Annotated in this window: 17 protein-coding genes; 11 read left to right on the top strand and 6 right to left on the bottom strand. The window is 66.9% G+C overall.

Features of this window, described 5'->3' with window-relative positions:
- Window positions 1-15: 15 nt before the first annotated feature.
- From RQI28_RS06980 to ligD, 4 genes are all read left to right on the top strand, one after another.
- Window positions 16-2,976, top strand: a complete 2,961-nt coding sequence (locus RQI28_RS06980) for a ligase-associated DNA damage response DEXH box helicase (RefSeq protein ID WP_311221885.1) — start codon at window positions 16-18, stop codon at window positions 2,974-2,976.
- A gap of 33 nt (window positions 2,977-3,009) precedes the next feature.
- Complete coding sequence (gene pdeM, locus RQI28_RS06975) at window positions 3,010-3,711, top strand: ligase-associated DNA damage response endonuclease PdeM (protein ID WP_311221884.1); 702 nt, start codon at window positions 3,010-3,012, stop codon at window positions 3,709-3,711.
- An 80-nt stretch (window positions 3,712-3,791) separates the two neighbouring features.
- Window positions 3,792-4,817 (top strand): Ku protein, encoded by a 1,026-nt coding sequence (locus RQI28_RS06970; RefSeq protein WP_311221883.1) that lies wholly within the window; start codon window positions 3,792-3,794, stop codon window positions 4,815-4,817.
- Between the two features lie 15 nt (window positions 4,818-4,832).
- Complete coding sequence (gene ligD, locus RQI28_RS06965; RefSeq protein ID WP_311221882.1) at window positions 4,833-7,394, top strand: DNA ligase D; 2,562 nt, start codon at window positions 4,833-4,835, stop codon at window positions 7,392-7,394.
- Between the two features lie 33 nt (window positions 7,395-7,427).
- Here ligD and RQI28_RS06960 read toward each other — a convergent pair whose 3' ends face one another.
- Window positions 7,428-7,613 carry a hypothetical protein gene (locus RQI28_RS06960; protein WP_311221881.1) on the bottom strand — a complete coding sequence of 62 codons (186 nt, stop codon included), beginning with the start codon at window positions 7,611-7,613 and terminating at the stop codon, window positions 7,428-7,430.
- Between the two features lie 199 nt (window positions 7,614-7,812).
- Between RQI28_RS06960 and RQI28_RS06955 the strand changes: the two genes are divergently transcribed.
- From RQI28_RS06955 to RQI28_RS06935, 5 genes are all read left to right on the top strand, one after another.
- Entirely contained in the window at window positions 7,813-8,655 is an 843-nt protein-coding gene (locus RQI28_RS06955) for a plasmid replication/partition related protein (RefSeq protein WP_311221880.1), read from the top strand.
- 148 nt (window positions 8,656-8,803) lie between these two features.
- Window positions 8,804-12,223: a response regulator gene (locus RQI28_RS06950; RefSeq protein ID WP_311221879.1), complete on the top strand. Its 3,420-nt coding sequence runs from the start codon at window positions 8,804-8,806 to the stop codon at window positions 12,221-12,223.
- Window positions 12,220-13,074 (top strand): CheR family methyltransferase, encoded by an 855-nt coding sequence (locus RQI28_RS06945; protein WP_404976868.1) that lies wholly within the window; start codon window positions 12,220-12,222, stop codon window positions 13,072-13,074. Before RQI28_RS06950 ends, RQI28_RS06945 begins: the two co-directional genes overlap by 4 nt.
- The gene (locus tag RQI28_RS06940) at window positions 13,074-13,694 is read left to right on the top strand and encodes a chemotaxis protein CheB (protein ID WP_311221878.1); all 621 of its coding nucleotides are present in this window, start codon (window positions 13,074-13,076) and stop codon (window positions 13,692-13,694) included. Before RQI28_RS06945 ends, RQI28_RS06940 begins: the two co-directional genes overlap by 1 nt.
- Window positions 13,691-14,848, top strand: coding sequence for a hybrid sensor histidine kinase/response regulator (locus tag RQI28_RS06935; protein ID WP_311221877.1), 1,158 nt, complete (start codon window positions 13,691-13,693; stop codon window positions 14,846-14,848). Before RQI28_RS06940 ends, RQI28_RS06935 begins: the two co-directional genes overlap by 4 nt.
- Before the next feature lie 56 nt (window positions 14,849-14,904).
- Here the strand turns inward: RQI28_RS06935 and RQI28_RS06930 are convergent, their stop codons facing one another.
- Window positions 14,905-15,276 (bottom strand): response regulator, encoded by a 372-nt coding sequence (locus tag RQI28_RS06930; protein WP_311222066.1) that lies wholly within the window; start codon window positions 15,274-15,276, stop codon window positions 14,905-14,907.
- Window positions 15,277-15,831: 555 nt separating this feature from the next.
- Between RQI28_RS06930 and RQI28_RS06925 the strand changes: the two genes are divergently transcribed.
- A complete protein-coding gene (locus RQI28_RS06925) occupies window positions 15,832-16,749 on the top strand; it encodes a transglutaminase family protein (RefSeq protein ID WP_311221876.1) in 918 nt (305 codons plus the stop codon).
- A gap of 70 nt (window positions 16,750-16,819) precedes the next feature.
- Here the strand turns inward: RQI28_RS06925 and alkB are convergent, their stop codons facing one another.
- Complete coding sequence (gene alkB, locus RQI28_RS06920; protein WP_311221875.1) at window positions 16,820-17,470, bottom strand: DNA oxidative demethylase AlkB; 651 nt, start codon at window positions 17,468-17,470, stop codon at window positions 16,820-16,822.
- 83 nt (window positions 17,471-17,553) lie between these two features.
- On the opposite strand from alkB, the gene RQI28_RS06915 reads away from it, so the two are divergent.
- A complete protein-coding gene (locus RQI28_RS06915) occupies window positions 17,554-18,234 on the top strand; it encodes a DsbA family oxidoreductase (protein WP_311221874.1) in 681 nt (226 codons plus the stop codon).
- 125 nt (window positions 18,235-18,359) lie between these two features.
- On the opposite strand, the gene RQI28_RS06910 is transcribed toward RQI28_RS06915, so the two are convergent.
- From RQI28_RS06910 to cphA (RQI28_RS06900), 3 genes are all read right to left on the bottom strand, one after another.
- Window positions 18,360-18,851: a CreA family protein gene (locus RQI28_RS06910; protein ID WP_311221873.1), complete on the bottom strand. Its 492-nt coding sequence runs from the start codon at window positions 18,849-18,851 to the stop codon at window positions 18,360-18,362.
- A gap of 41 nt (window positions 18,852-18,892) precedes the next feature.
- Window positions 18,893-21,469, bottom strand: a complete 2,577-nt coding sequence (gene cphA, locus RQI28_RS06905; protein ID WP_311221872.1) for a cyanophycin synthetase — start codon at window positions 21,467-21,469, stop codon at window positions 18,893-18,895.
- Between the two features lie 66 nt (window positions 21,470-21,535).
- Window positions 21,536-23,746 carry a cyanophycin synthetase gene (gene cphA / locus RQI28_RS06900; RefSeq protein ID WP_311221871.1) on the bottom strand — a complete coding sequence of 737 codons (2,211 nt, stop codon included), beginning with the start codon at window positions 23,744-23,746 and terminating at the stop codon, window positions 21,536-21,538.
- Window positions 23,747-23,841 lie beyond the last annotated feature (95 nt).

Here is a 23,841-nt window from a genome sequence, read left to right as displayed (position 1 = left end):
CGCAGTGGACTGACCGTGACCGCCAAGCAGCTCATCGCCCAGTGGTTTGCCGAGCGCGGCTGGAAGCCGTTCGCCTTCCAGCGCGACGTGTGGCGCGCGATCAGCGCAGGGCAGAGCGGCCTGCTGCACGCCACCACCGGCGCGGGCAAGACATACGCCGTCTGGCTGGGCGCATTGCAGGCGTTCGCCGACGCGCGGCCCGCCGTCAAATCCAAGTCAAAACGGGCTGCAGCGCTTGAAATACGGGCGCAGGTAGCTATTGAAACCATAGCGAAGACGCGTCGCCCGACCCCCGAACCGCTCACCGTGCTGTGGCTCACGCCCATGCGTGCGCTGGCCGCCGACACGCTGCGTGCCCTGCAGGCGCCGCTGGATGCGCTGGCGCCCGAGCACCCTGTGCTGTCGCGCTGGACGGCCGGCGCGCGCACCGGCGACACGGCCAGCGGCGAGCGCAGCGCGCAGTCGCGCCGCCTGCCCACCGTGCTGGTGACCACGCCCGAGAGCCTGTCGCTGCTGCTGGCCCGCGCCGATGCGCGCGAAACACTCGCCAGCGTGCAGCTGGTGGTGGCCGACGAATGGCATGAATTGCTGGGTAACAAGCGCGGCGTGCAGGTGCAGCTGGCCATCGCCCGGCTGCGCGGCTGGAACCCCGCGCTGCGCGTGTGGGGCATGTCGGCCACGCTGGGCAACCTGCCCGAGGCCATGCACACGCTGCTGGGCGAGCCGCCGTCAGATGGCGATGCGGATGCCCCGCCGGCCCGGGGCGTGCTGGTGCAGGGCAAGGTCGACAAGCGGCTGGTGGTGGACACGCTGCTGCCCGATCACCCCGAGCGCTTTTCATGGGCCGGCCACCTGGGGCTGTCGATGCTGCCGGCCGTGGTGCGCGAGCTGGCGTCGTCCGGCACCACGCTGGTCTTCGTCAACGTGCGCTCGCAGGCCGAGGTCTGGTACAAGGCCATCCTCGACGCGCGGCCCGACTGGGCGGGGGAGCTTGCCATCCACCACGGCTCGCTGGACCGGGGCGTGCGCGAATGGGTGGAAGCAGGTTTGAAGGCCGGCCGCCTGCGCGCCGTGGTCTGCACGAGCAGCCTGGACTTGGGCGTGGATTTTCTGCCCGTCGAACGCGTGCTGCAGATCGGATCGGCCAAGGGCATCGCGCGCCTCTTGCAGCGCGCAGGCCGCTCGGGCCATGCGCCGGGCCGGCCCTCGCGCATTACTCTGGTGCCCACGCACAGCCTTGAGTTGGTGGAAGCCGCCGGCGCGCGCGCCGCGGTGCGTGCGGGCCAGGTAGAAATGCGCGCCAGCCCGCGCCGCCCGGTCGACGTGCTGGTGCAGCACCTGGTAACTGTGGCGCTGGGCGGCGGCTTCGAGCCCGAGGCGCTGTATGCGGAAGTGCGCGGCACGGCGGCCTATCGCGATCTGCCGCGCGAGGTGTGGCAGTGGTGCCTGGACTTCGTGCACCGGGGCGGCCCGTCGCTGGCCGCCTACCCCGACTACCAGCGTGTGGCGCCGGACGAAGAGGGCATCTGGCGCGTACCCAGCGCCCGGCTGGCGCGTCGCCACCGCGCCAACATCGGCACCATCGTCAGCGACGCCAGCATGGTCGTGCAGGTGCTGCACGGCGCGCGGCTGGGCACCATGGAAGAGAGCTTTCTCTCGCGCCTGTCGCCGGGCGACTGCTTCGTCTTTGCCGGCAACGTGCTGGAGATGGTGAAGATCGAAGACATGACGGCCTACGTGCGCCGTGCCGCGCGCGGCCGGCCCACGGTGCCGCGCTGGTCGGGCTCGCGCATGCCGCTGTCCACCGTGCTGGCCGACTTCGTGGTGCGCCAACTGGCCCAGGCGGCTGACGGCGACTACAGCGAGCCCGAGATGCGCTGCGTGCGCCCGCTGCTGGAAGTGCAGCAGCGCTGGTCGGCCCTGCCCACGCCCGGCACGCTGCTGGCCGAAACGCTGCGCACGCGCGAAGGCTGGCACCTGTTTCTCTACCCCTTCGCCGGCCGCCATGCCCACACCGGCCTGGCCAGCCTGTTCGCCTGGCGCGCCGCGCAGGGCGAGGCGGGTACCTTTTCCATCGCCGTGAACGACTACGGGCTGGAGCTGCTGAGCGCCACCGAACGCGACTGGACCGCGCTGCTGCCCGAGTTGCTGCGCGCAGAACCCGCGGCAACGCCTGCCGCCGAAAGCCCCGGCCTGGCTGCGGACGAAGCGCTGGCGATCCGCAACACCGCCAACGCCGGCCAGCACGCGAACGACGATGTGCAGGCGGATGCCGCACGCCACGCCCTGCTGCATGAGGTGCTGGCCAGCCTGAACGCGACCGAGATGGCCCGGCGCCGCTTTCGCGAGATCGCTCGGGTGTCCGGCCTGATCTTTCAAAGCCACCCGGGCGAGCGCCGCAGCGCGCGCCAGCTACAGGCCTCGTCGCAGCTGTTTTTCGAGGTGTTTCGCAAGTACGACAGCAGCAACATGCTGCTGCGTCAGGCCGACGAAGAGGTGCTGAGCCAGGAGCTGGACGTCGCCCAGCTGCTGGCCGCGCTGCGGCGCATGCACGCGCAAGAGCTCGAGGTGCGGGCGCTGGTGCGGCCCAGCCCGTTCGCCTTTCCACTGATGGTGGAGCGCTTTCGCGAAAAGCTCACCAACGAGCACCTGGCCGACCGCATCGCCCGCATGCTGGCCAAGCTCGATAGCGCAGCCGACGCACCGGCGGGCGAGCCGCAGGCTGCGCCGCGCGCGCAGGACGTGGTGCTGCCCGATCCGCCGCAGCGGCCCGCCCAACGCCGCGTGCGCAGCAGCACGCCGCCACCGCCGCCATCTGACGCTGTGGTGAGCGAGCCTGTGGAGCTGCAGGCCGCTGCGGCCTCGGTGCGACGCATGCTCGACTTTTCGCTCACCAGCGCCGACGGGCCGCGATCGGCTGCCAGCGGCCGCCCGCGCCGCGTGCGCAAGCCATCACGCCCTTTGCCGCCGCTGTAGCTAGCGTCTGCAGTTCATCACTACCATTCCTGCATGCTTTCCGTTTCCGAGACGCTTTCCCCTGGCACGTTGACTGGCGCCTACGCCACCCTGATCGCCGGCGAGACGGTGCATCTTCTGCCCGATCGCGCGTTGTGGTGGCCCGCGGGTGGCACGGTGTTCGTGGCCGATGTGCATTTGGGCAAGGCTGCCACCTTCCGCGCCCGCGGCATTCCGGTGCCCGGCGGCACCACGCAGGACAATCTGGCACGCCTCAGTGCGATGTTGCAGGGCCTTGCCGCGCAGCGGCTGGTGGTGCTGGGCGACTTCCTGCATGCCGCCGAGGCGCAGACGCCCACGCTGCGCGCGGCGCTCTCCGACTGGCGCCAGCGGCATGCCGCGGTCGACATGGTGCTGGTGCGCGGCAACCACGACAGCCATGCAGGCGACCCGCCGCCCAGCCTGGGCATCACGGTGGTGAACGAGCCCTGGTGCGCTGGCCCGTTCGCGTGCTGCCATCACCCGCAGAGCCATCCCACGCACCATGTGCTGGCCGGCCACGTGCATCCGGCCACGGTGCTTTGGGGGCCGGGGCGCGATGCGGTGCGGCTGCCGTGCTTCGGCATCACCCCGCAGCTCACGCTGATGCCGGCATTCGGTCTGTTCACCGGGGCGGCCACCCTGACGCCCGACCCCGCACGCAGGCTGTTCGCCATCGGCGGTGGGCGGGTGTGGCCGGTGCCCCCCGTGCGCTGAAGCGCCCGCTGCCTCGTCCTACAGCGTGGCGCCAGGGCGGGTGCTACCTTGCCTTGCGCATCCTCTTGATGGAGATTCCCATGGCAGACGACGACGGAAAGGCACCCACTTCCACCCGCACCTTGTGGAAGGGCGCTATCAGCTTCGGGCTGGTGCACATCCCGGTGGGCTTGTATGCCGCCACGCAAAGCTCTGGCATCGACTTCGACTGGCTGGACAAGCGGTCCATGGAGCCGGTGGGCTACAAGCGCATCAACAAGATCACCGGCAAGGAGATCACGACCGCCAACATCGTCAAGGGCGTGGAATACGAAGACGGCCGCTACGTGGTGCTGTCGCCCGAAGAGATCGAGTCTGCGTTCCCCAAGACCACGCAGACCATCGAGATCGAGGCTTTCCTGGACGCCGACGAAATTCCTTTCGTGTACCTGGAGCGGCCCTACTACACCGCGCCGCTGCAGCGCGGCGAAAAGGTGTACGCGCTGCTGCGCGAGGCACTCGCCAAGACCCACAAGGTGGGCGTGGCCAAGGTCGTCATCCAGACCAAGCAGCACCTGGCGGTGCTGATTCCCTGCGGTCGCGCGCTCATTCTGAATCTGCTGCGCTGGGGCGGCGAGATCCGCTCGTTCGAGCAGTTGAACCTGCCCCCGCTGGGCGTCAAGGCCGCGGGCATACGCGAGGCGGAGATGACCATGGCCACGCAACTCATCGAAGATATGACGCAGGGATGGAACGCCGACCAGTTCCGCAATTCCTTCGCCGAGGAAATCAACAAGCTGGTGCATATCAAGGCTGAGGCCGGCGACATTGCCGACGTGGTGAAGGCTGCGGCGAGCGAGTCCGCGCCGGCCAGTGCCGATGTGCTGGACCTGACCGCGCTGCTCAAGCGTAGCCTGGAAGGTGGCAAGGGAAAGAAGAGTGCGAAAAGCAGTTCCGGCTCATCGCCCAAGAGCGAGCCCGCTGCCGTGACCCCGTTGCGCAGCAAGGTCGCCGCGAAGAAGGCAGCGCCTGCGCGCGCCGCCGCTGCCAAGAAGGCGACAGCCGTCGCCAAAAAGGCACCTGCCAAGAAAGCAGCGGCCAAAAAGCCCGCGCGCCGCGCCGCTTGACGGGTCGGACAAGCCATGGCCGCAAAGAAAAAAGCTGCCCCAGTCGTCCCTGCCGCTGGAGACGACTCGCTCGCCCGCTACCGGCAAAAGCGCAATTTCGCCGTCACGCCGGAGCCGGCCGACGGCGGTGCGCCCGGCGTGGAGGCGCTGCAGTACGTCATTCAAAAGCACTGGGCCAGCCGCCTGCACTACGACTTGCGGCTGGAAATTGGCGGCACCATGAAAAGCTGGGCCGTGCCCAAGGGCCCGAGTTTCGATTCCGCCGACAAGCGCATGGCCGTGCAGGTGGAGGATCACCCGATCTCCTACAACCGCTTTGAAGGGGAGATCCCTGCCAAGCAGTACGGCGCCGGCAAGGTCATCATCTGGGACAGCGGTTACTGGACGCCGGTGGGCGATGCGCAAGCGGGCTGGCGCGACGGCAAGCTCAAGTTCAGCTTGCACGGCCACAAGCTGCAGGGTCACTGGACGCTGGTGCGCATGCACAGCGGCGCCAATGAAAAGCAGCCGCCCTGGTTGCTCATCAAGGAGCGTGACGGGCTGGAGCGCCCGGCGGCCGAATTCAGCGTGGTGGACGAGATGCCGGACAGCGTGGCCGGGTTGCCAGCTGTAAAGCTGCCCCGCGCCCAGGTTGGCAAAGCCAAGGCGACGCCTGCCCGCAAACCTAAACGAATGGCCTTGCCAGACAAGCTCGCTCCCCAACTCGCCACGCTGGTGGACGGCCCGCCTGCCGATGCCGCCGACTGGCTGTGGGAGCTGAAGTTCGACGGTTACCGCCTGCTCGCACGGATCGAGCGCGGGAGCGTGCGGCTCATCACCCGCAACGGCAACGACTGGACCGAGCGCATGCCCAGGCTGGCCAAGGCCGTCGCGCAGTTGCCCTTGAAGTCCGGGTGGCTGGATGGCGAAGTGCTGGTGATGGATGACAGCGGCGCCCCGGACTTCCAGGCGCTGCAGAACGCGTTCGACGCCAACACCACCAGCGACCTCGTCTATTACGTGTTCGACATGCCGTTTGCAGACGGGCGCGACTTGCGGCCCCTGCCGCTGGTGGAACGGCGCGAGCTGCTGCGCACCGTGATGACCGATGCACCCGAGGAATCAGGTCGCGCGGTGCGCTTCAGCGAAGCCTTCGAGGCGCTGCCCTCCGACCTGGTGCCGGCGGCCTGCCGGCTGGGCTTCGAGGGCGTGATCGGCAAGCGCCGTTCCGCGCCCTATGCCTCGCGCCGCAACGCCGACTGGATCAAGCTCAAGTGCAGCCACCGGCAGGAGTTCGTGATCTGCGGCTACACCGACCCGCAGGGCTCGCGCACCGGCCTGGGCGCGCTGCTGCTGGGCGTGCATGGCGATGACGGCGCGCTCCGTTACGCCGGCAGCGTGGGCACCGGGTTTACCGAGCGCACGCTGGCTGAGCTGCGCGAGCGGCTGGGCGCGCTGGCGGCGGATGCCTGCCCGTTCGAGCGGGCGCCTGCCATCGGCAAGAAGCCGCACTGGGTTCAGCCTCGGCTGCTGGCTGAGGTGGCGTTTGCCGAATGGACGCGTGAAGGACGGGTTCGCCACGCCGTGTTCCACGGCCTGCGTGAAGACAAGCCAGCACGGGCGATCGTGCGGGAGAAGCCGCTGCCAGCGCCGGGCAAGGCAGCGCGCAGCAAGGGCACTGGCGGAAAGAAGGGACAGAGGACGGAGCTGCCGGCATCGCTGCGGGTCACCCACCCTGAACGGGTGATCGATCCGTCTACCGGCATCACCAAGATGGATCTGGTGCGCTACTACGCCCGGGTAGGGCAGCTGATGATGGAGCATCTGGCTGAGCGCCCGGTGGCTCTGGTGCGTGCACCCGAAGGCGTGCGCGGCGAGCTTTTCTTTCAAAAGCACATGGAGCGATCGGCGCTCGACGGCGTAGCCCAGCTGGACCCTGCCTTGGACCCAGGCCATGGCCCGCTGATGGCAGTGAGCCAATCGCAGGGCCTGCTGTCGGCCGCGCAGATGAACGTGCTGGAATTCCATACTTGGAACGCGCGCCAGGACCGTATCGAAAAGCCTGACCGCATGACGCTGGATCTGGACCCGGGCGAGGGTGTGGCCTGGGGCCATGTGCAGGAAGCAGCGCAACTGGTGCGCGTGTTGCTGACCGAATTGGGCTTGCCCGCCTTCTTGAAGACCAGCGGCGGCAAGGGGCTGCACGTGGTGGTGCCGATCAAGCGGCTGCACGGCTGGGATACGGTCAAAGGCTTTTCACAGGCCTTGGTACAGCACCTGGCTTTGACGTTACCCCAACGCTTTGTCGCCAAGAGCGGGTCGCGCAACCGCGTGGGAAAGATCTTTGCGGACTATTTGCGCAATGGCCGAGGAGCCACCACGGTCAGTGCGTGGTCCGCACGGTCACGACCGGGCATGGGGATATCGGTGCCGGTCGCGTGGGAGGAGTTGGACAGTCTGACCAACGGTGCGCACTGGACGGTGCAGACGATAGGCGACCGTCTGACGGTGGGCAATGCACCGTGGGAAGGCTACGCGCAGGCAGCTGTGTCGATCACCGCGGCAATGAAGCGATTAGCTGCGCTGTCGGAAGGGTGAAATGAGTACAGGATGTGACGTCGCGGACACAAATCAGCCGATCGCCTGGCGCTCGTAATATCCAGCGTCGGAAAACTGCCGTTCCGGACACTCCCAGTGCCTGTCGCCGATGTAAGGCGGCAGGTTGTCGCTTTGTTGACGCTGTGTGTCGGGCAGGTCGCGTTCGCCCATTTGCCTGCGGGGCGTACTGTCATCGGCGTGGTTGTCAAACAAGAACATGGGTGTCTCCAGTGCCAGTCGTAAACACCAGCGTCATGGGTGTATTTGGCCTGATGAAGCACCTGGCCCGGGTCGGTGGCCGGGGGCATCGCGCGTAGGAGGGCGCTGACGCCCCGGCGGAGGCAAGGCGCGGATTCGGGCCAGTCTGCTTCTTTAGAATCGCGCCCTTTGCCCGCTTCCGCATTTGTCACGCCACACCATGCACATCGTCGTCAACGAAGAACTCAAAGCCTACATCGACCCGCTCACGCCGCAGGAGCTTGAATCGCTGGAGCGCAGCATCCTCGCCGAAGGGTGCCGCGACGCGCTGGTGCTGTGGGGCGACGTGCTGGTGGACGGCCACAACCGCTACGGCATCTGCGTGCGTCACGGCCTGCCGTTCCAGACGGTGCAGGCCACACGTTTCGAGACGATGGAGGACGTGCATCTCTGGATGATCGAGCAGCATCTGGGACGGCGCAGTGTGTCGGACTTCCAGCGAGGCATATTGGCCTTGCGCAAGAAGGAAATCATGCAGGCCCGCCAGTCGCGGACACAGGCAACGCAAGCTGTTGACCCATCAGAGGATGCGCCCGCAGACCAGGTGGCATCGCTGCCCACTCAGGCCCCTGATGCACTGGACAGCCGTGAGGCCATCGCCCGCGCGGCCCGCATCAGCAGCAGCCAGGTGCTGATGATCGAAAAGATCCGCAAGCAGGCCGCGCCGGAAGTGGTGGCGGCCGTGAAGTCCGGCGCCATCTCCATCAACGCGGCCGCTGCCGTCGCCACACTGCCGCAAGACGAGCAAGTGGCTGCAGCCACCGCGGGCAAGAATGAATTGCGGCAGGCCGCCAAGCGCGTGCGCGAGGCCAAGCGCAAGCCGCCCTCGGGCGACTCGGCAGAGCAGCCGTCGCCGTCGCCAGCCAGCGGAGCCGCGCCGTCGTCGGCCGTGCCTGATGAATTGCAGTCCTTGCGCGACCGCGTCACGGCGTTGACAGCTGAGAACGCGGCCCTGCGCGCCCGCCTGCAAGCGCTTGGCGACGACGCAGCCGCGCCGTTCTGACGCAGGCCATCTGCAACGGCGCCGTTGCAGGCTTTTGCCTACAAGCGCACGGGCTTGGCACCCCTATCATCCGCCACCATTCCTTTAGCCATCCCAGCCTGTGACCTCTTCCGTGGACGATGAAAAGCGACGCCTTGAGCGCCCCGCCATGCCCCTGCGCCTGTTCGTGGGTTTCATGCTGGCCGGTCTGGCCACGGTGGTGATCGCGCTGTTCACCTACCAGACCAACCAGAATCGCGCTGCGGCGGTGGCCCGCATCAACGCGGCGGTGGAGGTGATATCGCAGGTGCAGGCGGTGCTTTCGACACTGAAGAACGCCGAAACCGGCCAGCGGGGCTATCTGCTCACGGGCAAGGAAAACTACCTGGAGCCGTTCAGTGCGTCCGAAGCTGCACTGGGTCAGGAATTCCAGATGCTGCGCCAGTTGCTCCAAGAAAGTCCTGAGCAATTGGCTCGGCTGGACTCCGTGCAGCGGCAGTCGTCGCAGAAGATGGACGAGCTGCGCCGCACCATCGCGCTGCATCGATCGAACCGGCACGAAGAAGCGCTGGCGCTGGTGCAAAGCGACGTGGGCCTGGTGCTGATGAACAACATCCGCATCACGCTGCGCGACATGCTGGAGGCGGAGCGGCAGGCGCTGGAGACCCGCCGGCGCACCTGGGAAGAAGCGGCCACCTTCGGCGCTTATTTCACTTGGGGCAGCTCGCTGCTGCTGCTTGTGCTGATCTGCGCCTCGGCCGCCATGACGGCCGCCGACCACCGTACCAAGGCGCGGGAGAATTGGATCAAGTCCGGCCTGGTGGCGTTGAGTTCGCGGCTGCAGGGCGACCACCGGCTCGATGAACTGGGCCAGCGGGTGGTGGAGTTTCTGGCGCAGTGGCTGGATGCCAAGGTGGGCGCCGCTTATGTAACCGAAGGTCATGGCATGTTCCAGCGCATGGGCGGTTATGCGCTGCAGGACGGGCAGGAGAAGACCAAGATCGTGAGGGGCGAAGGCCTGCTGGGCCAGGCGGTGCAGTCGCGCGAATTGCTGCATGTGCGCGATGTGCCGGCGGGCTACATGCCGATCACGTCAGGGCTGGGGCAGGGCACGCCGACGGAAATCGCCATCGTGCCGGCGCTGCTGCATGGCGCCGTGCATGGGGTGATCGAGCTGGGGTTTTTGCGCAAGCTGACAGCGACCGACATCGACTTCCTGCAGCGCGCTGCCGAGCAGGTGGCCCTGTCGGTGCGCTCGGCCATCGACCGCACGCAGCTGGAATCGCTGCTGGAAGAAACGCAGAGGCAGGCCGAAGAGTTGCAGGCGCAGCAGGAAGAGCTGCGCGTGAGCAACGAAGAGCTGGAACAGCAAAGCCGTGTGTTGCAAGAATCGCAGGCGCAGATGGAAGCGCAGCAATCCGAGCTGGAGGAAACCAATGCCCAGCTGGAAGAGCAGACCCAGCAGCTTGAATATCAGAAGCAGCAGTTGCTGCGCGCGCAGGATGCGCTGAGCGCCAAGGCGAACGACCTGGAACTGGCCAGCCAGTACAAGAGCGAGTTCCTGGCCAACATGAGCCATGAATTGCGCACGCCGCTCAATTCCAGCCTCATCCTGGCCAAGCTGCTGGCTGACAACAAGCATGGCAACCTCACCGATGAACAGGTGCGCTATGCCCAGACCATTCACGGCGCGGGCAACGATCTGCTGGCACTCATCAACGACATCCTCGACCTCGCCAAGATTGAGGCCGGCCAGGCTTCGATCACGGTGGAGACAGTGCCCGTCGCAAGGTCGGTGCAGGGCTGGATCGAGCCGCTGCGGGCGCTGGCGCAGGACAAGGGGCTGCAGCTGACGACCGTGGTCGATCCGGATGCGCCGGGTACCATTGAATCGGATGGGCAGCGTCTGGGCCAGGTGATCAAGAACCTGTTGTCGAACGCGCTCAAGTTCACTGAAAGCGGGCAGGTCACGCTGCATGTGCTGCCGCGCGAGCGCGGCGGAGTGGCTTTCGAAGTGCGCGACACGGGTATCGGCATTCCGGAGCACCAGCAGCAACTGATCTTCGAGGCCTTCCGTCAGGCTGACGGCAGCACGCACCGCAAATATGGCGGCACGGGCCTGGGGCTGTCCATCTCGCGCGACCTGGCGCAACTGCTGGGCGGCAGCATCAGCGTGCAGAGCGAGCCGGGCAAGGGCAGCACTTTCACACTGACGCTGCCTGCGGTGGCGCCTGCGCAGCCCGAGCCCGGTGCGCCCGCCCAAGCCACCGCAGCCGCCGTGCCTGCCGCTGCCCCGGCGGCGATGCCGGTGGCTTCCAGCCCGGCGCGTCCGCCGCAAGAGCCGCCAGCACCTCGCCGCGCGGGCGGTCTGCAAGACGACCGGGATCACATGCGGCCAGGTCAGCGCACCATGCTGGTGGTGGAAGACGACCCGCGCTTTGCCCGCATCCTCTACGACCTGGCGCATGAGATGGGGTTCCAGTGCGTGCTCGCCGCCACCGGGGGCGAGGGCCTCGCAGCCGCGCTGGAGCACCAGCCCAGCGCGGTGGTGCTCGACATGAATCTGCCCGATTTCTCCGGCCTGGGCGTGCTGGACCAGCTCAAGCGCAACCCGGCCACCCGGCATATTCCGGTGCATGTGGTGTCGGTGGCCGACTATTCGCAGGAAGCGCTGGAGCGCGGCGCAGTCGGCTACGCGCTCAAGCCCGTCAAGCGCGACGAACTCAAGCAGGCGCTGCAGCGCATGGAAGAAAAGTTCACGCAGAACCTGCGCCGTGTGCTGGTGGTGGAGGACGACGAGCGCCAGCGCGAAAGCGTGGGCCATCTGCTGGCCAATGGCGATGTGGAGATCGTTGGTGCTGAAACGGCGCGGCAGGCGCTGGACCTGCTGCGCACCACCACCTTCGACTGCATGGTGATGGATCTGAACCTGCCTGATCTGAGTGGCTACGAGCTGCTGGAACAGATGGCGGACCAGGAAGACGTGGCCTTCCCGCCAGTCATCGTCTACACCGGCCGCTCACTCACGCGCGATGAAGAGCAGCAGCTGCGACGCTTCTCCAAATCCATCATCATCAAGGACGCCCGCTCGCCCGAGCGGCTGCTCGACGAAGTGACGCTGTTCCTGCACCAGGTCGAATCGGCCCTGCCGGTGGAGCGGCGCAAGATGTTGCAGGTGGCGCGCGACCGCGATGCGAGCTTCGAGGGACGCACCATCCTGATCGTGGAAGACGACGTGCGCAACGTGTTCGCGCTCTCCAGTGTGCTGGAGCCCACCGGCGCCCGAGTGGAAATCGCGCGCAATGGCCGCGAAGCCCTGCAGGCGCTGGAGCGCGCCCAGGCTGCGGGAGGCACTGCTGTGGACATGGTGCTGATGGACATCATGATGCCGGAGATGGACGGTTTCACGGCCATGGTGGAGATCCGCAAGCGCGCCGAATGGCGCCGCCTGCCCATCATCGCGCTGACGGCCAAGGCCATGAAGGACGACCAGGAAAAGTGCCTGGCCGCCGGTGCCAACGACTACATCGCCAAGCCGCTCGACGTCGAGAAGCTGCTGTCGCTCGTGCGCGTTTGGATGCCCAAGTGACGGACACAGCCGCCGGCCTGCGGCAGCGCAAGAAGACCTTCGACATCGAGCAGCAGCTGCTGATCGAGGCCATCTACCACCGCTACCACTACGACTTCCGTGGCTACGCGCAGGCGTCGCTCAAGCGCCGGCTGCAGACTGCGCTGACCCGGTTCAACTGCCGCACGCTGTCGCAGCTGCAGCACCTGGTGCTGCACGAGCCCGAAGTCTTTCCGGCCATGCTGGAATACCTCACCGTGCAGGTCAGCGAGATGTTCCGCGATCCGCCTTACTTTCTGGCGCTGCGCGAGAAGGTGGTCCCGCTCTTGCGTACCTACCCGTCGCTCAAGATCTGGGTGGCGGGCTGCAGCACGGGCGAAGAGGTGTATTCGCTGGCCATCCTACTGCGCGAAGAAGGGCTGCTGGAGCGCACTTTGATCTATGCGACCGACATCAACGCCACGGCCCTGCAGAAGGCCGAAGCGGGCGTGTACGACATCGACCGCGCCCGAGGTTTCACGGAAAACCACGCCAATGCGGGTGGCCGGGGTTCGCTGTCGGAGCATTACAGCGCCGCCTACGGCCGCATGATGATTGACAAGAGCTTGCGCCGGCATATCGTATTTTCCGACCACAGCCTGGCTACCGACAGCGTGTTCGCCGAAGTGCACCTGGTGTCCTGCCGCAACGTGCTGATTTATTTCGACCGCGACCTGCAGAACCGCGCGCTGTCGCTGTTTCGCGAGGCGCTGTGCCACAAGGGCTTCCTGGGGCTGGGTTCGAAGGAATCGCTGCGCTTTTCCACGCAGGCGCCGGCCTTCGACGAATTCGTGCCCGATGAGCGTATCTACCGCAAGAAGGCGGGGCTGTGATGGCGTATCCGCAGGCACAAGCACAAGCAGATGTGCGTACGGGCCAGCGTTTCGAGGTGGTGGTGATCGGTGGGTCGGCCGGCAGCATCGATGCATTGGCCGTGCTGCTGCCCGCGCTGCCGGCCACGCTGCGCGCTGCCGTGGTGGTGGTGGTGCATTTGCCGCGCGAGCGGCCCAGTCTGCTGTGCAAGATCTTCGGGCCGCGCTGCGCGTTGCCGATGCGTGAGGCGCAGGACAAGGAGCCGCTCGAGCCCGGTGTCATCTACTTCGCGCCGCCTGACTACCACTTGCTGCTGGATGCCGGACCCACGCTGGCCTTGTCGGTCGACGACCCGGTGCACTTTTCGCGCCCTTCGATCGACGTGCTGTTCGAGTCGGCGGCCGACGCGTGCGGCGACAAGCTGGTGGCCATCTTGTTGTCGGGTGCCAATTCAGACGGCGCACAAGGGTTGGCCGCGGTGCAGGCGGCAGGCGGCGCCACGCTGGTGCAGTCGCCCGCCAGCTGCACCATGCCGTTCATGCCCGAGGCTGCATTGGCGCTGATGCAGCCGGGCCACATCTTGCCGCCCGATGGGATGGCGGCCTTGCTCTTGCAATGGCATTCAGGGAGACACCTGTGATTCTTGCCCCCTCCGTGGCGCGCGCGGCCGCACGGCCCGATCGCGTGAAATGCCTGGTCGTCGATGACGTCGAGCAGAACCTGATCGCGCTGGAGGCGTTGCTGCGCCGAGATGACGTGGAGATCCTTAAGGCCGCATCAGGCCCCGAGGCGCTGGAGCTGCTGCTGCGGCACAACGACGTGGCGCTGGCGCTGCTGGACGTGCAGATGCCCGAGATGAACGGCTTCGAGCTGGCTGAGCTGATTCGCGGCAGCGAGCGCACGCGCCACGTACCGCTGATCTTCATGACGGCCGGCTCGCGCGACCAGAACTGGCAGTTCAAGGGCTACGAATCGGGCGCGGTGGACTTTCTCTACAAGCCCATCGATCCGCACATGCTGATCAACAAGGCCAACGTGTTCTTCGAGCTGCAGCACCAGAAGCAGGCGCTGGCCTTCGAACTGCAGGAGCGCACCGAGGCGCTGCGCATCAACGACATGTTCATGGCCGTGCTCAGCCACGACCTGCGCGGCCCGCTCAGCGCGATCCTGGCGTCGGCCGTGGTGCTGCAGCGCCCGCACGATGCGGACAAGGTGCCGCTTTTGGCCGGCAAGATCCAGGCAAGTGGCCGCCGCATGAGCCGCATGATCGAAGACCTGCTGGACGTGACCCGCGCGCGCCAGGCAGGCGGGCTGGTCATGCAGACCGGTGAGCAGGTCGATCTGGCGGCGGCAGCCCAGCGCACCGTGCAGGAGCTGCGCGATGCCCACCCTGGTCGCATCATCGAGGTGAGCCAGCAGGGCGACCTGCGCGGCTGGTGGGACATCGACCGGCTGTGCCAGGTCATCGGCAACTTGCTGGGCAACGCCATCCACCATGGCGCGTCCGACCAGCCCGTGCAATTGCGTCTGGATGGCACGGCGGCGTGCGAAGTGGTGTTCAGTACGTCCAACGGCGGCACCATTCCACCGGCGTTGCTGCCGCATCTGTTCGATCCGTTCCGCGGCAGCACAAACGCCGCGCCGGGGCAGCACAAGGGCCTGGGCCTGGGGCTCTACATCGTGCAGCAGATTGTGCTGGGGCACGGCGGGCACATCGAGGCCGCGTCCAGCGCGGGGCGCACCGTGTTCCAGGTGCGGCTGCCGCGCAGCCAGGCGGCGCCTGTTGGAGTGTGACGTTTGAAGTTAAGCGGGGAGAGGGGTAGCTGGATTTGAGCATCCAGGCGCCGGGTTCAAGCCAGGCTGGACCCTTGGAGCCTGGTCTGTACGTCGTCCAGCAGCGCTTCCAGATCTTCCACCTCAAAGGGCTTGAGCAAGGCGCGAACGTGAGGCCCGAGCGTGTCGAGGCCGTGGCTCAACTGATAGCCCGAGCACAGCACGATCCAGCGCGACGGGTCTTTGGCCAGCAGCCGGCGGGCCAGGTCGGTGCCCGACATGCCGGGCAGGCTCACATCGGTGATCACCAGGTCGTAGGGCTGGGCCGCGTCGTGTTCCAGCGCTTCTTCGGCCGTGGCGCAGCTGGTGATGCTGCGGCCGTCGCATTCCAGCAGCAGGCCCATGGTCTCCCGCAGCTCGCAGTTGTCTTCGACGTACAGAATGCGCAGGGATGTCATGCAGGGCTGAGGGGGCTGGACAGAGTCGGTATGTAAAGAGGTCAGGCTGTGATTTCCCGACGCCAGGGCCGGGTTGTGGGCAGGATGCTGCGGGGGAAGAAAGCTGGGGGCACCTGGGATGCGGGTGCACCAGTAGCCATTATCGGGCGGCATGGCAGCAAGCCTGCGCATGGCAGGGATATGCGGGATGGGCAGAACGTGCGGTCAGGCTTGCCGCGGCTGCATCACCGCATGCCATGGCACAGAGGTTGCGCAAAGAGCCGAGGTGACGTGCTGCCATGGTGATTGAGCCTTCGCATGAACAATGGATCTTCGTGGCAACCCATGGGACATGCGGGAGCCTTGCGAAAAGTGGCGCGATCTTCTTCGGCTTTTTCCGACGGCCATGTAGGACAAGTGCGATGGTACGGTTGTCAGGTGTGCCCGCTCCTGCGCTTCGGTGCGGCGTTTGCCGACAGCGCTGGTTCCTCGGATCCTCGATACTGCATGTCAGCCGTGGTGGCGTGCGTCTTGCATGGCCTGGCAATGATCGAAAAGCTCCGTCCTATGATCCGAATCAAACTGCAGGTGGACCTCGCCTACTCCGTGAATGGTCCCGGAGGCGATTTCATTTTCAACTTTCATGCGGCCCACACGGGGCACCAGACAGTGCAGGACGAGAGCTTGCTCGTCACCCAGGGCCGCGGGGCCGGGGCGCCCATCGTCGCGACCAACCTGTCCACCGATCCAGTCACCGGCACACGCTGCCTGCGTTTGACCGCACAGCCGGGCCCGTTGAATTTGGCTTATGCCGCTACCATCGACATGCACCACGATGTGGCAGACCCTGCGCGAATTGCTGAGGTGCCGGTGCGTGAGTTGCCCGACGACGTGCTGCAGTACATGTACCCCAGCCGTTACTGCCAGTCCGACCAGCTATCGACGCTGGCATTCCGGGAGTTCGGCCACCTGTGGCAGGGCTACAGCCGCGTTCAAGCGATCCGCGATTGGGTGCACGGCCATGTGGAGTTTCGCTCCAACACCTCCAATTCGACCACCTCGGCCCTCGATACCTTCGTGCAGCGCGTGGGTGTGTGCCGCGACTTTGCGCACCTGATGATCGCCATCTGCCGCGCCCTGAACATTCCGGCACGCTTTGTGACGGGCACCGACTACGGCGCCGACCCGGCGCTCGGCCCTCCAGACTTTCATGCCTACGTGGAGGTGTATCTGGGCGGCCGGTGGTATCTGTTCGACCCGTCGGGCACTGCCATTCCGATGGGCATGATCCGCATGGCCACCGGCCGCGATGCAGCCGATGTGGCCTTCGCCACCATCTTCGGCAGTGTGGGCACCGAGGCGCCGAAGATCCGCGCCTGGGCCGTGCAGGATCCGTCGCGCGGCTTCGAGTTGCCGCACCACTCGTCGCTGGCCCTATCCACCGACGGGCCATCGCCAGAGCATGGCTTGCGGCAAGCCAACTGAAGTTTCAGGTCAAATGGGCCTCAAGCGCTTATCCATCAAGCGCTGGTAGCTATAAAAATAATAGTGTTCGTCAGTCTGCCTTGCGAAAGGTAAGGTTGATGCGCCACGGCCCGGTGAGCGGATGCACACCCTGAGCCACCGGCGCTACGCCGTGCAGGCGCAGCCGGTCGGCACCGCCCCACACCACGACGTCGCCATGCGCCAGCGGCACGTGCATTGCCTTCTCGGCGCGGTGATGTCCACCCCAAAGAAAAGTGGCCGGCAGGCCCAGTGACACCGACACGATCGGCGCCTGCAAGTCCCGTTCGTCCCGATCTTGGTGCAGCGACAGGCGCGTGCCGGGTGCGTAGCGATTGATAAGGCAGGCGTCGGCCACGAAGTGGGCAAAGCCCGCCTCGCCAGCCGCCGCTGCGGCCAATGCGCCGAAAGCTTGCGGCATCGGCACCCACGGCTGACCGCTCAGCGGATCGTGCGGCTCGTAACGGTAGCCGCGGCGATCGCTCACCCAGCCCAACGCTCCGGCATTGGTCGTGGCGACGCCCATGCGCCTGCCGCCTGGCGTTTCCATGTGCCGCCACGGTGCCGAAATGGCGGCCCGCTCCACGCCTTGCAGCAACTGCTGCACCCAGGGCAACGCAAAGCCGCGCAGCAGCACGGCCTGCGTGCCCAGCCGTAGCGAAGTGGGACTGCCGGTATCGTCCGAGAACAGGTCTGCGGTCATGGGGAAATGCTTGAGGTTACTGATGCCGGGAAAGCGTTGCGCCTACGATGCCAGCTTCGCATCCACTTTGTCCAACGATTGCCATGAACGCTGCTGTTGCTGCCACTCCCACACCGCTCAAGATTGACTTCGTCTCCGACGTGTCGTGCCCCTGGTGCATCATCGGCCTGCAGGCGCTGAAACAGGCCGCCGAGCGGCTGAACGGCCAGGTGGCGCTGGACCTGCATTTCCAGCCCTTCGAACTGAACCCACAGATGGCCCCCGAAGGCCAGGACATTGCCGAGCACTTGATGGAGAAGTACGGCGCCACGCCTGAGCAATCGCAGCAGAACCGCGACGCCATCACCCAGCGCGGGGCGGCCCTGGGCTTTACCTTCCGCATGGACCAGCGCAGTCGCATCTACAACACCTTCGACGCGCACCGCTTGCTGCACTGGGCGGGCGAAGAGGGCGCGCCCGGCAGCCAGGCGGCGCTCAAGCACGCGCTGTTCGCCGCCTACTTCACCGAAGGCCAGAACCCTGGCGACCACGCCGTGCTGCTGCAGGTGGCAAAAGAGGTGGGCCTGGACGTGGAGCGCGCGAAGGCCGTGCTGGCCTCGCAGGAATTCGCCGATGCGGTGCGCGAGCGCGAGGCGTTCTACCAGCAGCAGGGCATCAACTCGGTGCCGGCCATCATCATCAACGACCGCCACCTGATCCAGGGCGGCCAGCCGGTGGAGGTGTTCGAGCAGGCACTGCGGCAGATCGCGAGCGGCGGCGTCTGATGGACAAAAAAAGCGCGGGCGCTATTTTATTGATAGCTGCAAGCGCTTGCTTTATAAGCAATTCAGAGTGTTTTATATCTGAAGTTCCCTGAATTCAAGCGCTACCAGCTATTAAATAAATAGCATCAAGGTTGCACCGGAATCTTCATGGCCCGGTCCACCGGCACGGCCGTGACGCTGTTCTGCGGCGATCCTTCGATCAGCCGGTCGGAATAGGTCAGGTAGATCAGCGTGTTGCGCGGAGCGTCCACCATGCGCACGATGCGCAGACGCTTGAAGAGAATGGAGGTGCGTTCGCTGAACACCTCTTCCTGCTTCTTGAGCGGCGCCTTGTTGAAGGTGATCGGCCCCGTCTGGCGGCAGGCAATGGACGCCTCGGCCTTGTCCTCCGCCAGCCCCAGCGAGCCCTTGATGCCGCCGGTGCGCGCGCGCGAAACGTAGCAGGTCACGCCTTGCACGGCAGGGTCGTCATAGGCCTCCACGATGATGTCGTGGTCGCGCCCGATGAGCTTGAAGGCCGTGTCGACCGTGCCGATGGTCTCGCCGGCGGCCTGGGCCGACAGCGCGGCACCGGCCAGCGCCAGCAGCAGGGCGATGCGTCGCGGGGTCTGTTTCATCGTCGTCGTCCTTGTCGTCGTCATCGCCGGCATGCCCGTGCTCATGCGGCTGGAATTTCTGCACATCGCCGGGCCAGGTGGGCCAGCGCCTCTTCCACCTGATCGACCAGCACCAGGCACAGATCGCCCGGCTGGAGGCGGTCCAGCGCGGTGTCGATGGCGACGAACTCGCCGCGGATTTCTTGCACATGCGTGGTGCGCGCCGCGCCGGCCAGGCCTTCGCGCAGCAGTGCCATCACCTCGCCGTCGGCACGGCCGCGCTGGGCTGCGTCCTGGTACAGCAGCACGTCGTCGAACGCCTTGCCCAGGATGACGGTCTGCTCGCGGATGTCTTCATCGCGCCGGTCGCCGGCACCGCTGATCACCACGCTGCGGCGGTGGGCCGGCAACGCTTGCACCGCCTGCACCAGCGCGCGCATGGCGTCGGGGTTGTGGCCGTAGTCGGCAATCACCGTGGCGCCGCGGAAGTCCATCACGTTGAAGCGGCCAGGCGCGTTGTCGCTGTCGTTGACGAAGCCCGACAGCCCGCGGCGGATGGTCTGCCACGGCAGGCCCACGCCCCAGGCGGCAGCCACGGCGGCCATCACGTTCTCGACCTGAAAGCCCAGCTTGCCGCCCTGGGTGATGGGCACGTCGCGCAGGTGGATGGATTCGCGCCATGAGCCTTCGGCGGCGACGATGGAGTCGCCGTCCACATAGACCGAGCGGTGCCCCTGGGCGCGGTGCGTGGCCATCACTGGGTGATGGCGGTCGCTGGCGAAGTAGATCACCTTGGCGGTGGTGGCCGAGGCCATGGCCGCGACGACCGGGTCGGTGGCGTTGAGCACCGCGTAGCCTTCGGGCGTGACGTTCTGCACGATCACGCGCTTGACCAGGGCCAGGTCTTCCACCGTGTTGATGTAGTTCATGCCCAGATGGTCGCCCGCGCCGATGTTGGTCACCACGGCCACCGAGCAGCGGTCGAAACCCAGGCCCTCGCGCAGGATGCCGCCGCGCGCGGTCTCGAACACGGCTGCATCCACTTCGGGGTGCAGCAGCACGTTGCGCGCGCTCTTGGGGCCGGAGCAGTCGCCCGAGTCGATCTGGCGGCCGTTGACGTACACGCCGTCGGTGTTGGTCATGCCCACGCGCAGGCCCTGTGCGGAAAAGAGGTGCGCAATCAGCCGTGCCGTGGTGGTCTTGCCGTTGGTGCCGGTGATGGCGACAGTGGGAATGCGCCCGTCCTGGCCGTGGCTGTAGAGCTTGTCGACCATGGCCTGGCCGACGTTGCGCGGCTTGCCGTAGCTGGGCGCCAGGTGCATGCGCAGGCCGGGTGCGGCGTTCACTTCGACGAAGCCGCCGCCTTGTGTTTCCAGCGGCTGCAGCACCGTTTCGGCCACCATGTCGACCCCGCAAATGTGCAGGCCGACCATCTGCGCCGCGGCGATGGCGCGGGCGGCCACGTCGGGGTGCACGTCGTCGGTCACGTCGGTGGCGGTGCCGCCGGTGGACAGGTTGGCGTTGTTGCGCAGGATGACGCGCTGGCCCTTGGGCGGAATCGATTCAGGCGTCAGGCCTTGCATGGCCAGGCGGGCGACGGCGATGTCGTCCAGCCGGATCTTGGTGAGCGACGTGGCGTGGCCTTCGCCCCGGCGCGGGTCGAGGTTGACCAGGTGCACCAGGTCGCGCACGGTGCGCTCGCCATCGCCCAGCACCTGAGGGGGCTCGCGACGCGCGGCGGCCACCAACTGGTCGCCCACCACCAGCAGGCGGAAGTCATGCCCCGGCAGAAAGCGTTCGACCATGACTGTGCCGTATTCGGCAGCGGTGCGGAAGGCTTCGTCAAGCTGCGCGCGGTCGGTGATGTTGACCGTCACGCCCTTGCCCTGATTGCCGTCCTGCGGTTTGACCACCACGGGCAGGCCCACTTTCAGCGCCACGGCCCAGGCCTCGTCCATGGTTTCGACGGGCGCCCCCAGCGGCACGGGCACGCCGGCGGCATGCAGCAGGCGCTTGGTCAGGTCTTTGTCTTGTGCGATGGATTCTGCGACGGCGCTGGTGGAGTCGATCTCGGCCGCCTGGATGCGCCGCTGCTTCGATCCCCAGCCCAACTGCACCAGGCTGCCGCGCGTCAGGCGCCTGAACGGAATGCCGCGCGCCACGGCCGCGTCCACGATGGAGCCGGTGCTGGGGCCCAGGCGCTCGTCTTCGTCCAGCTCGCGCAGGCGCGCCACGGCGGCATCAGCGTCGAAATGGCTACCGGCCAGCGCTGCGCTGATCAGCGCCTGCGCGTCGTCGAAGGCCTGGCGGCCCACCGCCTCTTCGCTGTATTCGACGACGACCTGGTACACGCCCGCATCGGTGGTGGTCGATGTGCGGCTGAAGCTCACCGGGCAGCCGGCCTGCGCCTGCAGCGCCAGCGCAGCGGCCTGCAGCACGTGCGCCAGGGAGATGTCGGCATCGGTGTTTTCGGCATGCAGCGCGCCGACGGCCGGGAATAGCGCCCGCAGGCGGCTTTCGAAGCCGGCGATCTGGTGCATGGCGCGCTCGTGCTCGGCACAGGTCACGATGGCCTCGATGGAGGTGTGGCGGCTCCAGAGGTTGGGGCCGCGCAGGGCCCGGGTGCGGGATACGTCCATGACGAATCGGTCTTTCTTGTGTGCGATCGGGTCGAAAAAAGAAAAGCGAGGCAGGCCGCGGGCGGCTCAGCGCACGGCGCCGGTGCAGGGCGTTTCGGGCTCGAAGGTCTTGATGCCGGCGCCGATCAGGTCAGGCGCGATGTCCAGCGCCCAGGCCGTGGCGACGATGGCAAGCAGCGTGTCGGTGTCGGTCGCCACCGCGTTGCGGCCGAAGGTCAGGTCGGCCACCGCGCCCAGCATGTGCTCGGCCGTGCCGGTGGCCAGCACCACCTGGCCATTCTTCACGAACACGGCGCGCCCGGCGTTGTCGGCACGGTGGGCGGCCATGGCGGCCAGCGTGCCGTCCTGCGCATAAAGCACCACGCTGCCGTCGCACAGCTCGGCCAATTCCAGCACCTGCGGCTCGGCGGCGTTCAGCACCGCGGCGCCACCGGGCAGCACCACGTCGACCTGCGTGCGCAGCACTTTGTACATCTGCGACTGCTCGTGCACGTCGAATTCGGCGAGCGATGCCAGTCCGTCCATGTCGGTGACCACGCCCACCTGGCAGCGGTCGTAGGCCAGGCCGTCGCGCAGGATGGTGCGCGCGTCGTTTTCGATCACGGCGGCCTGCACCATCTGGTTCATCAGCAGGCGGTGCGCGGCCTCCCAGTGGGCGCTGTCGCCGGTGTCCACGCAGCGGCGGTCCAGGTACAGGCCTTCGCGGCAGGCGAGGCCAGTGTGCCGGCCACCCAGGTGCATCAGCCAGGCGACCACGCGGGCGATGGTGCTGGTGCCGCGCGTGCCGGCCACGCCCACCAGGGGAATGCGGCCCGCGCTCTGCTTGCCGTCGTCACTTTCATCGGCGGGGTACAAATGTTCGGCGATGGCCTGGCCCACCGGGCGCGGCGCGCCAATGGCTGGCTTCAAATGCATCAACAGGCCGGGCCCGGCGTTCACCTCGACGATCGCGCCGTTCTGCTCATGCAGCGGGCGCGAGATATCCTGCGCCACCATGTCGATGCCTGCGATGTCCAGGCCCACCACGCGGGCGGCCAGCTGGGCGATGTAGGCGACCTCGGGGTGCACGTCGTCGGTGCAATCGACCGCCACGTTGCCGTTGCGCTGCACCACGATCTGGCGGCCGGCGGCGGGCACCGAGTCGCCCCCCAGGTCCTGTCGCTTGAGTTCCAGCTGCACCTTGGTATCCGTCGCCAGGTCGATGATCTCCAGCGGGTATTCCTCTTCATAACCCCGGCGCGGGTCGGAATTGAGCTGGCTGTCGATCAGTTCCTTGACGGTGGAGCGGCCGTTGCCGGTGATGCTCACCACTTCGCCGCGCGCCGCGGCCACCACCTTGCCACCTACCACCAGCACGCGGTGCTCGTTGCCGGGAATGAAGCTCTCCACCATCACGTCGCTGCCCTCGGGGTAGGCGACGTGGTAGGCCGCTTCGATGTCCTGCTGCTTGCGCAAGTCGAGCGTCACGCCCCGGCCGTGGTTGCCGTCCGAGGGCTTCACCACGACAGGCAGGCCGATGTCCTCTGCGGCCTCCCAGGCTTCCGCGGGACTGTTCACCACCCGGCCTTCGGGCACCGGCACGCCGCACGAGCGCAGCAGGCTCTTGGTCAAATCTTTGTCGCTGGCGATGCCTTCGGCGATGGCGCTGGTGAGCTCGCTCTCGGCCGTCCAAATGCGGCGCTGCGCGGCGCCGTAGCCCAGCTGCACCAGGTTGCCGTCGTTCAGGCGAATGTGCGGAATGCCCCGGTCGGTGGCGGCAGAGACAATGCACGCGGTGCTGGGGCCGAGGTACTGGTCGTCCACCTCGGTGCGCACGCGCGCCACGGCAGCGGGCACGTCGAACGGCGTGTCGTTGATGGCGGCCATGATCAGTTGGTGGCCCTGCTCCAGCGCCACGCGGGCCACGCGCTCGTCGCGCGCCCGGAACACCATGCGGTACACGCCTGTCTGGCTGGTCGAGCGCGTCTGGCCGAAGCCGGTGGGCATGCCCGCAAGGTTCAGCAGTTCGATCACGATGTGTTCCAGCACGTGGCCGCACCAGGTGCCGCCCTCGAGCCGCTCCAGAAAGCCGCCGCGCTCGCCCACGCCGCAGTGGTGCTCGACCAGCGCCGGGAGCCATGCCGTCAGCCGCTGGTTGAACCCGGGCAGGGCGTTGGACGGGTGCTCTTCCAGCGCGCCCAGGTCCAGCCAGACCTCGAGCACGGGACGGTACGTCCAGATGTTGGGGCCACGCAAATAGTTGATGCGCAGCAGTTGGATGTCAGTGAAAGTCGCCATGGATTGCAGCGGGTAGGAATGCGGATGAGCCCTGCGGCAGGGCCGACGGACGAGAGAGGCCAAGTGGTCTGATTGTGCGCTGACTTCGGGCGCGT

Origin of the sequence: Acidovorax sp. WCS2018Noco2-16, from assembly GCF_031843945.1 — a bacterium.
Taxonomy (GTDB): Bacteria; Pseudomonadota; Gammaproteobacteria; order Burkholderiales; family Burkholderiaceae_C; genus Paracidovorax.
Note: the sequence above shows the minus strand (reverse complement) of the source record. Positions and strands in the feature narration are given on the sequence as shown.

What these genes read in the sequence shown, in the direction of transcription:
- cphA (WP_311221872.1), bottom strand. Translation starts at nt 21,469, where the DNA reads ATGGACGTATCCCGCACCCGGGCCCTGCGCGGCCCCAACCTCTGGAGC.
- ligD (WP_311221882.1), top strand. Translation starts at nt 4,833, where the DNA reads ATGGCCGCAAAGAAAAAAGCTGCCCCAGTCGTCCCTGCCGCTGGAGAC.
- alkB (WP_311221875.1), bottom strand. Translation starts at nt 17,470, where the DNA reads ATGACCGCAGACCTGTTCTCGGACGATACCGGCAGTCCCACTTCGCTA.
- RQI28_RS06960 (WP_311221881.1), bottom strand. Translation starts at nt 7,613, where the DNA reads ATGTTCTTGTTTGACAACCACGCCGATGACAGTACGCCCCGCAGGCAA.
- cphA (WP_311221871.1), bottom strand. Translation starts at nt 23,746, where the DNA reads ATGGCGACTTTCACTGACATCCAACTGCTGCGCATCAACTATTTGCGT.
- RQI28_RS06970 (WP_311221883.1), top strand. Translation starts at nt 3,792, where the DNA reads ATGGCAGACGACGACGGAAAGGCACCCACTTCCACCCGCACCTTGTGG.
- RQI28_RS06940 (WP_311221878.1), top strand. Translation starts at nt 13,074, where the DNA reads ATGGCGTATCCGCAGGCACAAGCACAAGCAGATGTGCGTACGGGCCAG.
- RQI28_RS06925 (WP_311221876.1), top strand. Translation starts at nt 15,832, where the DNA reads ATGATCCGAATCAAACTGCAGGTGGACCTCGCCTACTCCGTGAATGGT.
- RQI28_RS06910 (WP_311221873.1), bottom strand. Translation starts at nt 18,851, where the DNA reads ATGAAACAGACCCCGCGACGCATCGCCCTGCTGCTGGCGCTGGCCGGT.
- pdeM (WP_311221884.1), top strand. Translation starts at nt 3,010, where the DNA reads ATGCTTTCCGTTTCCGAGACGCTTTCCCCTGGCACGTTGACTGGCGCC.
- RQI28_RS06915 (WP_311221874.1), top strand. Translation starts at nt 17,554, where the DNA reads ATGAACGCTGCTGTTGCTGCCACTCCCACACCGCTCAAGATTGACTTC.
- RQI28_RS06950 (WP_311221879.1), top strand. Translation starts at nt 8,804, where the DNA reads ATGCCCCTGCGCCTGTTCGTGGGTTTCATGCTGGCCGGTCTGGCCACG.
- RQI28_RS06955 (WP_311221880.1), top strand. Translation starts at nt 7,813, where the DNA reads ATGCACATCGTCGTCAACGAAGAACTCAAAGCCTACATCGACCCGCTC.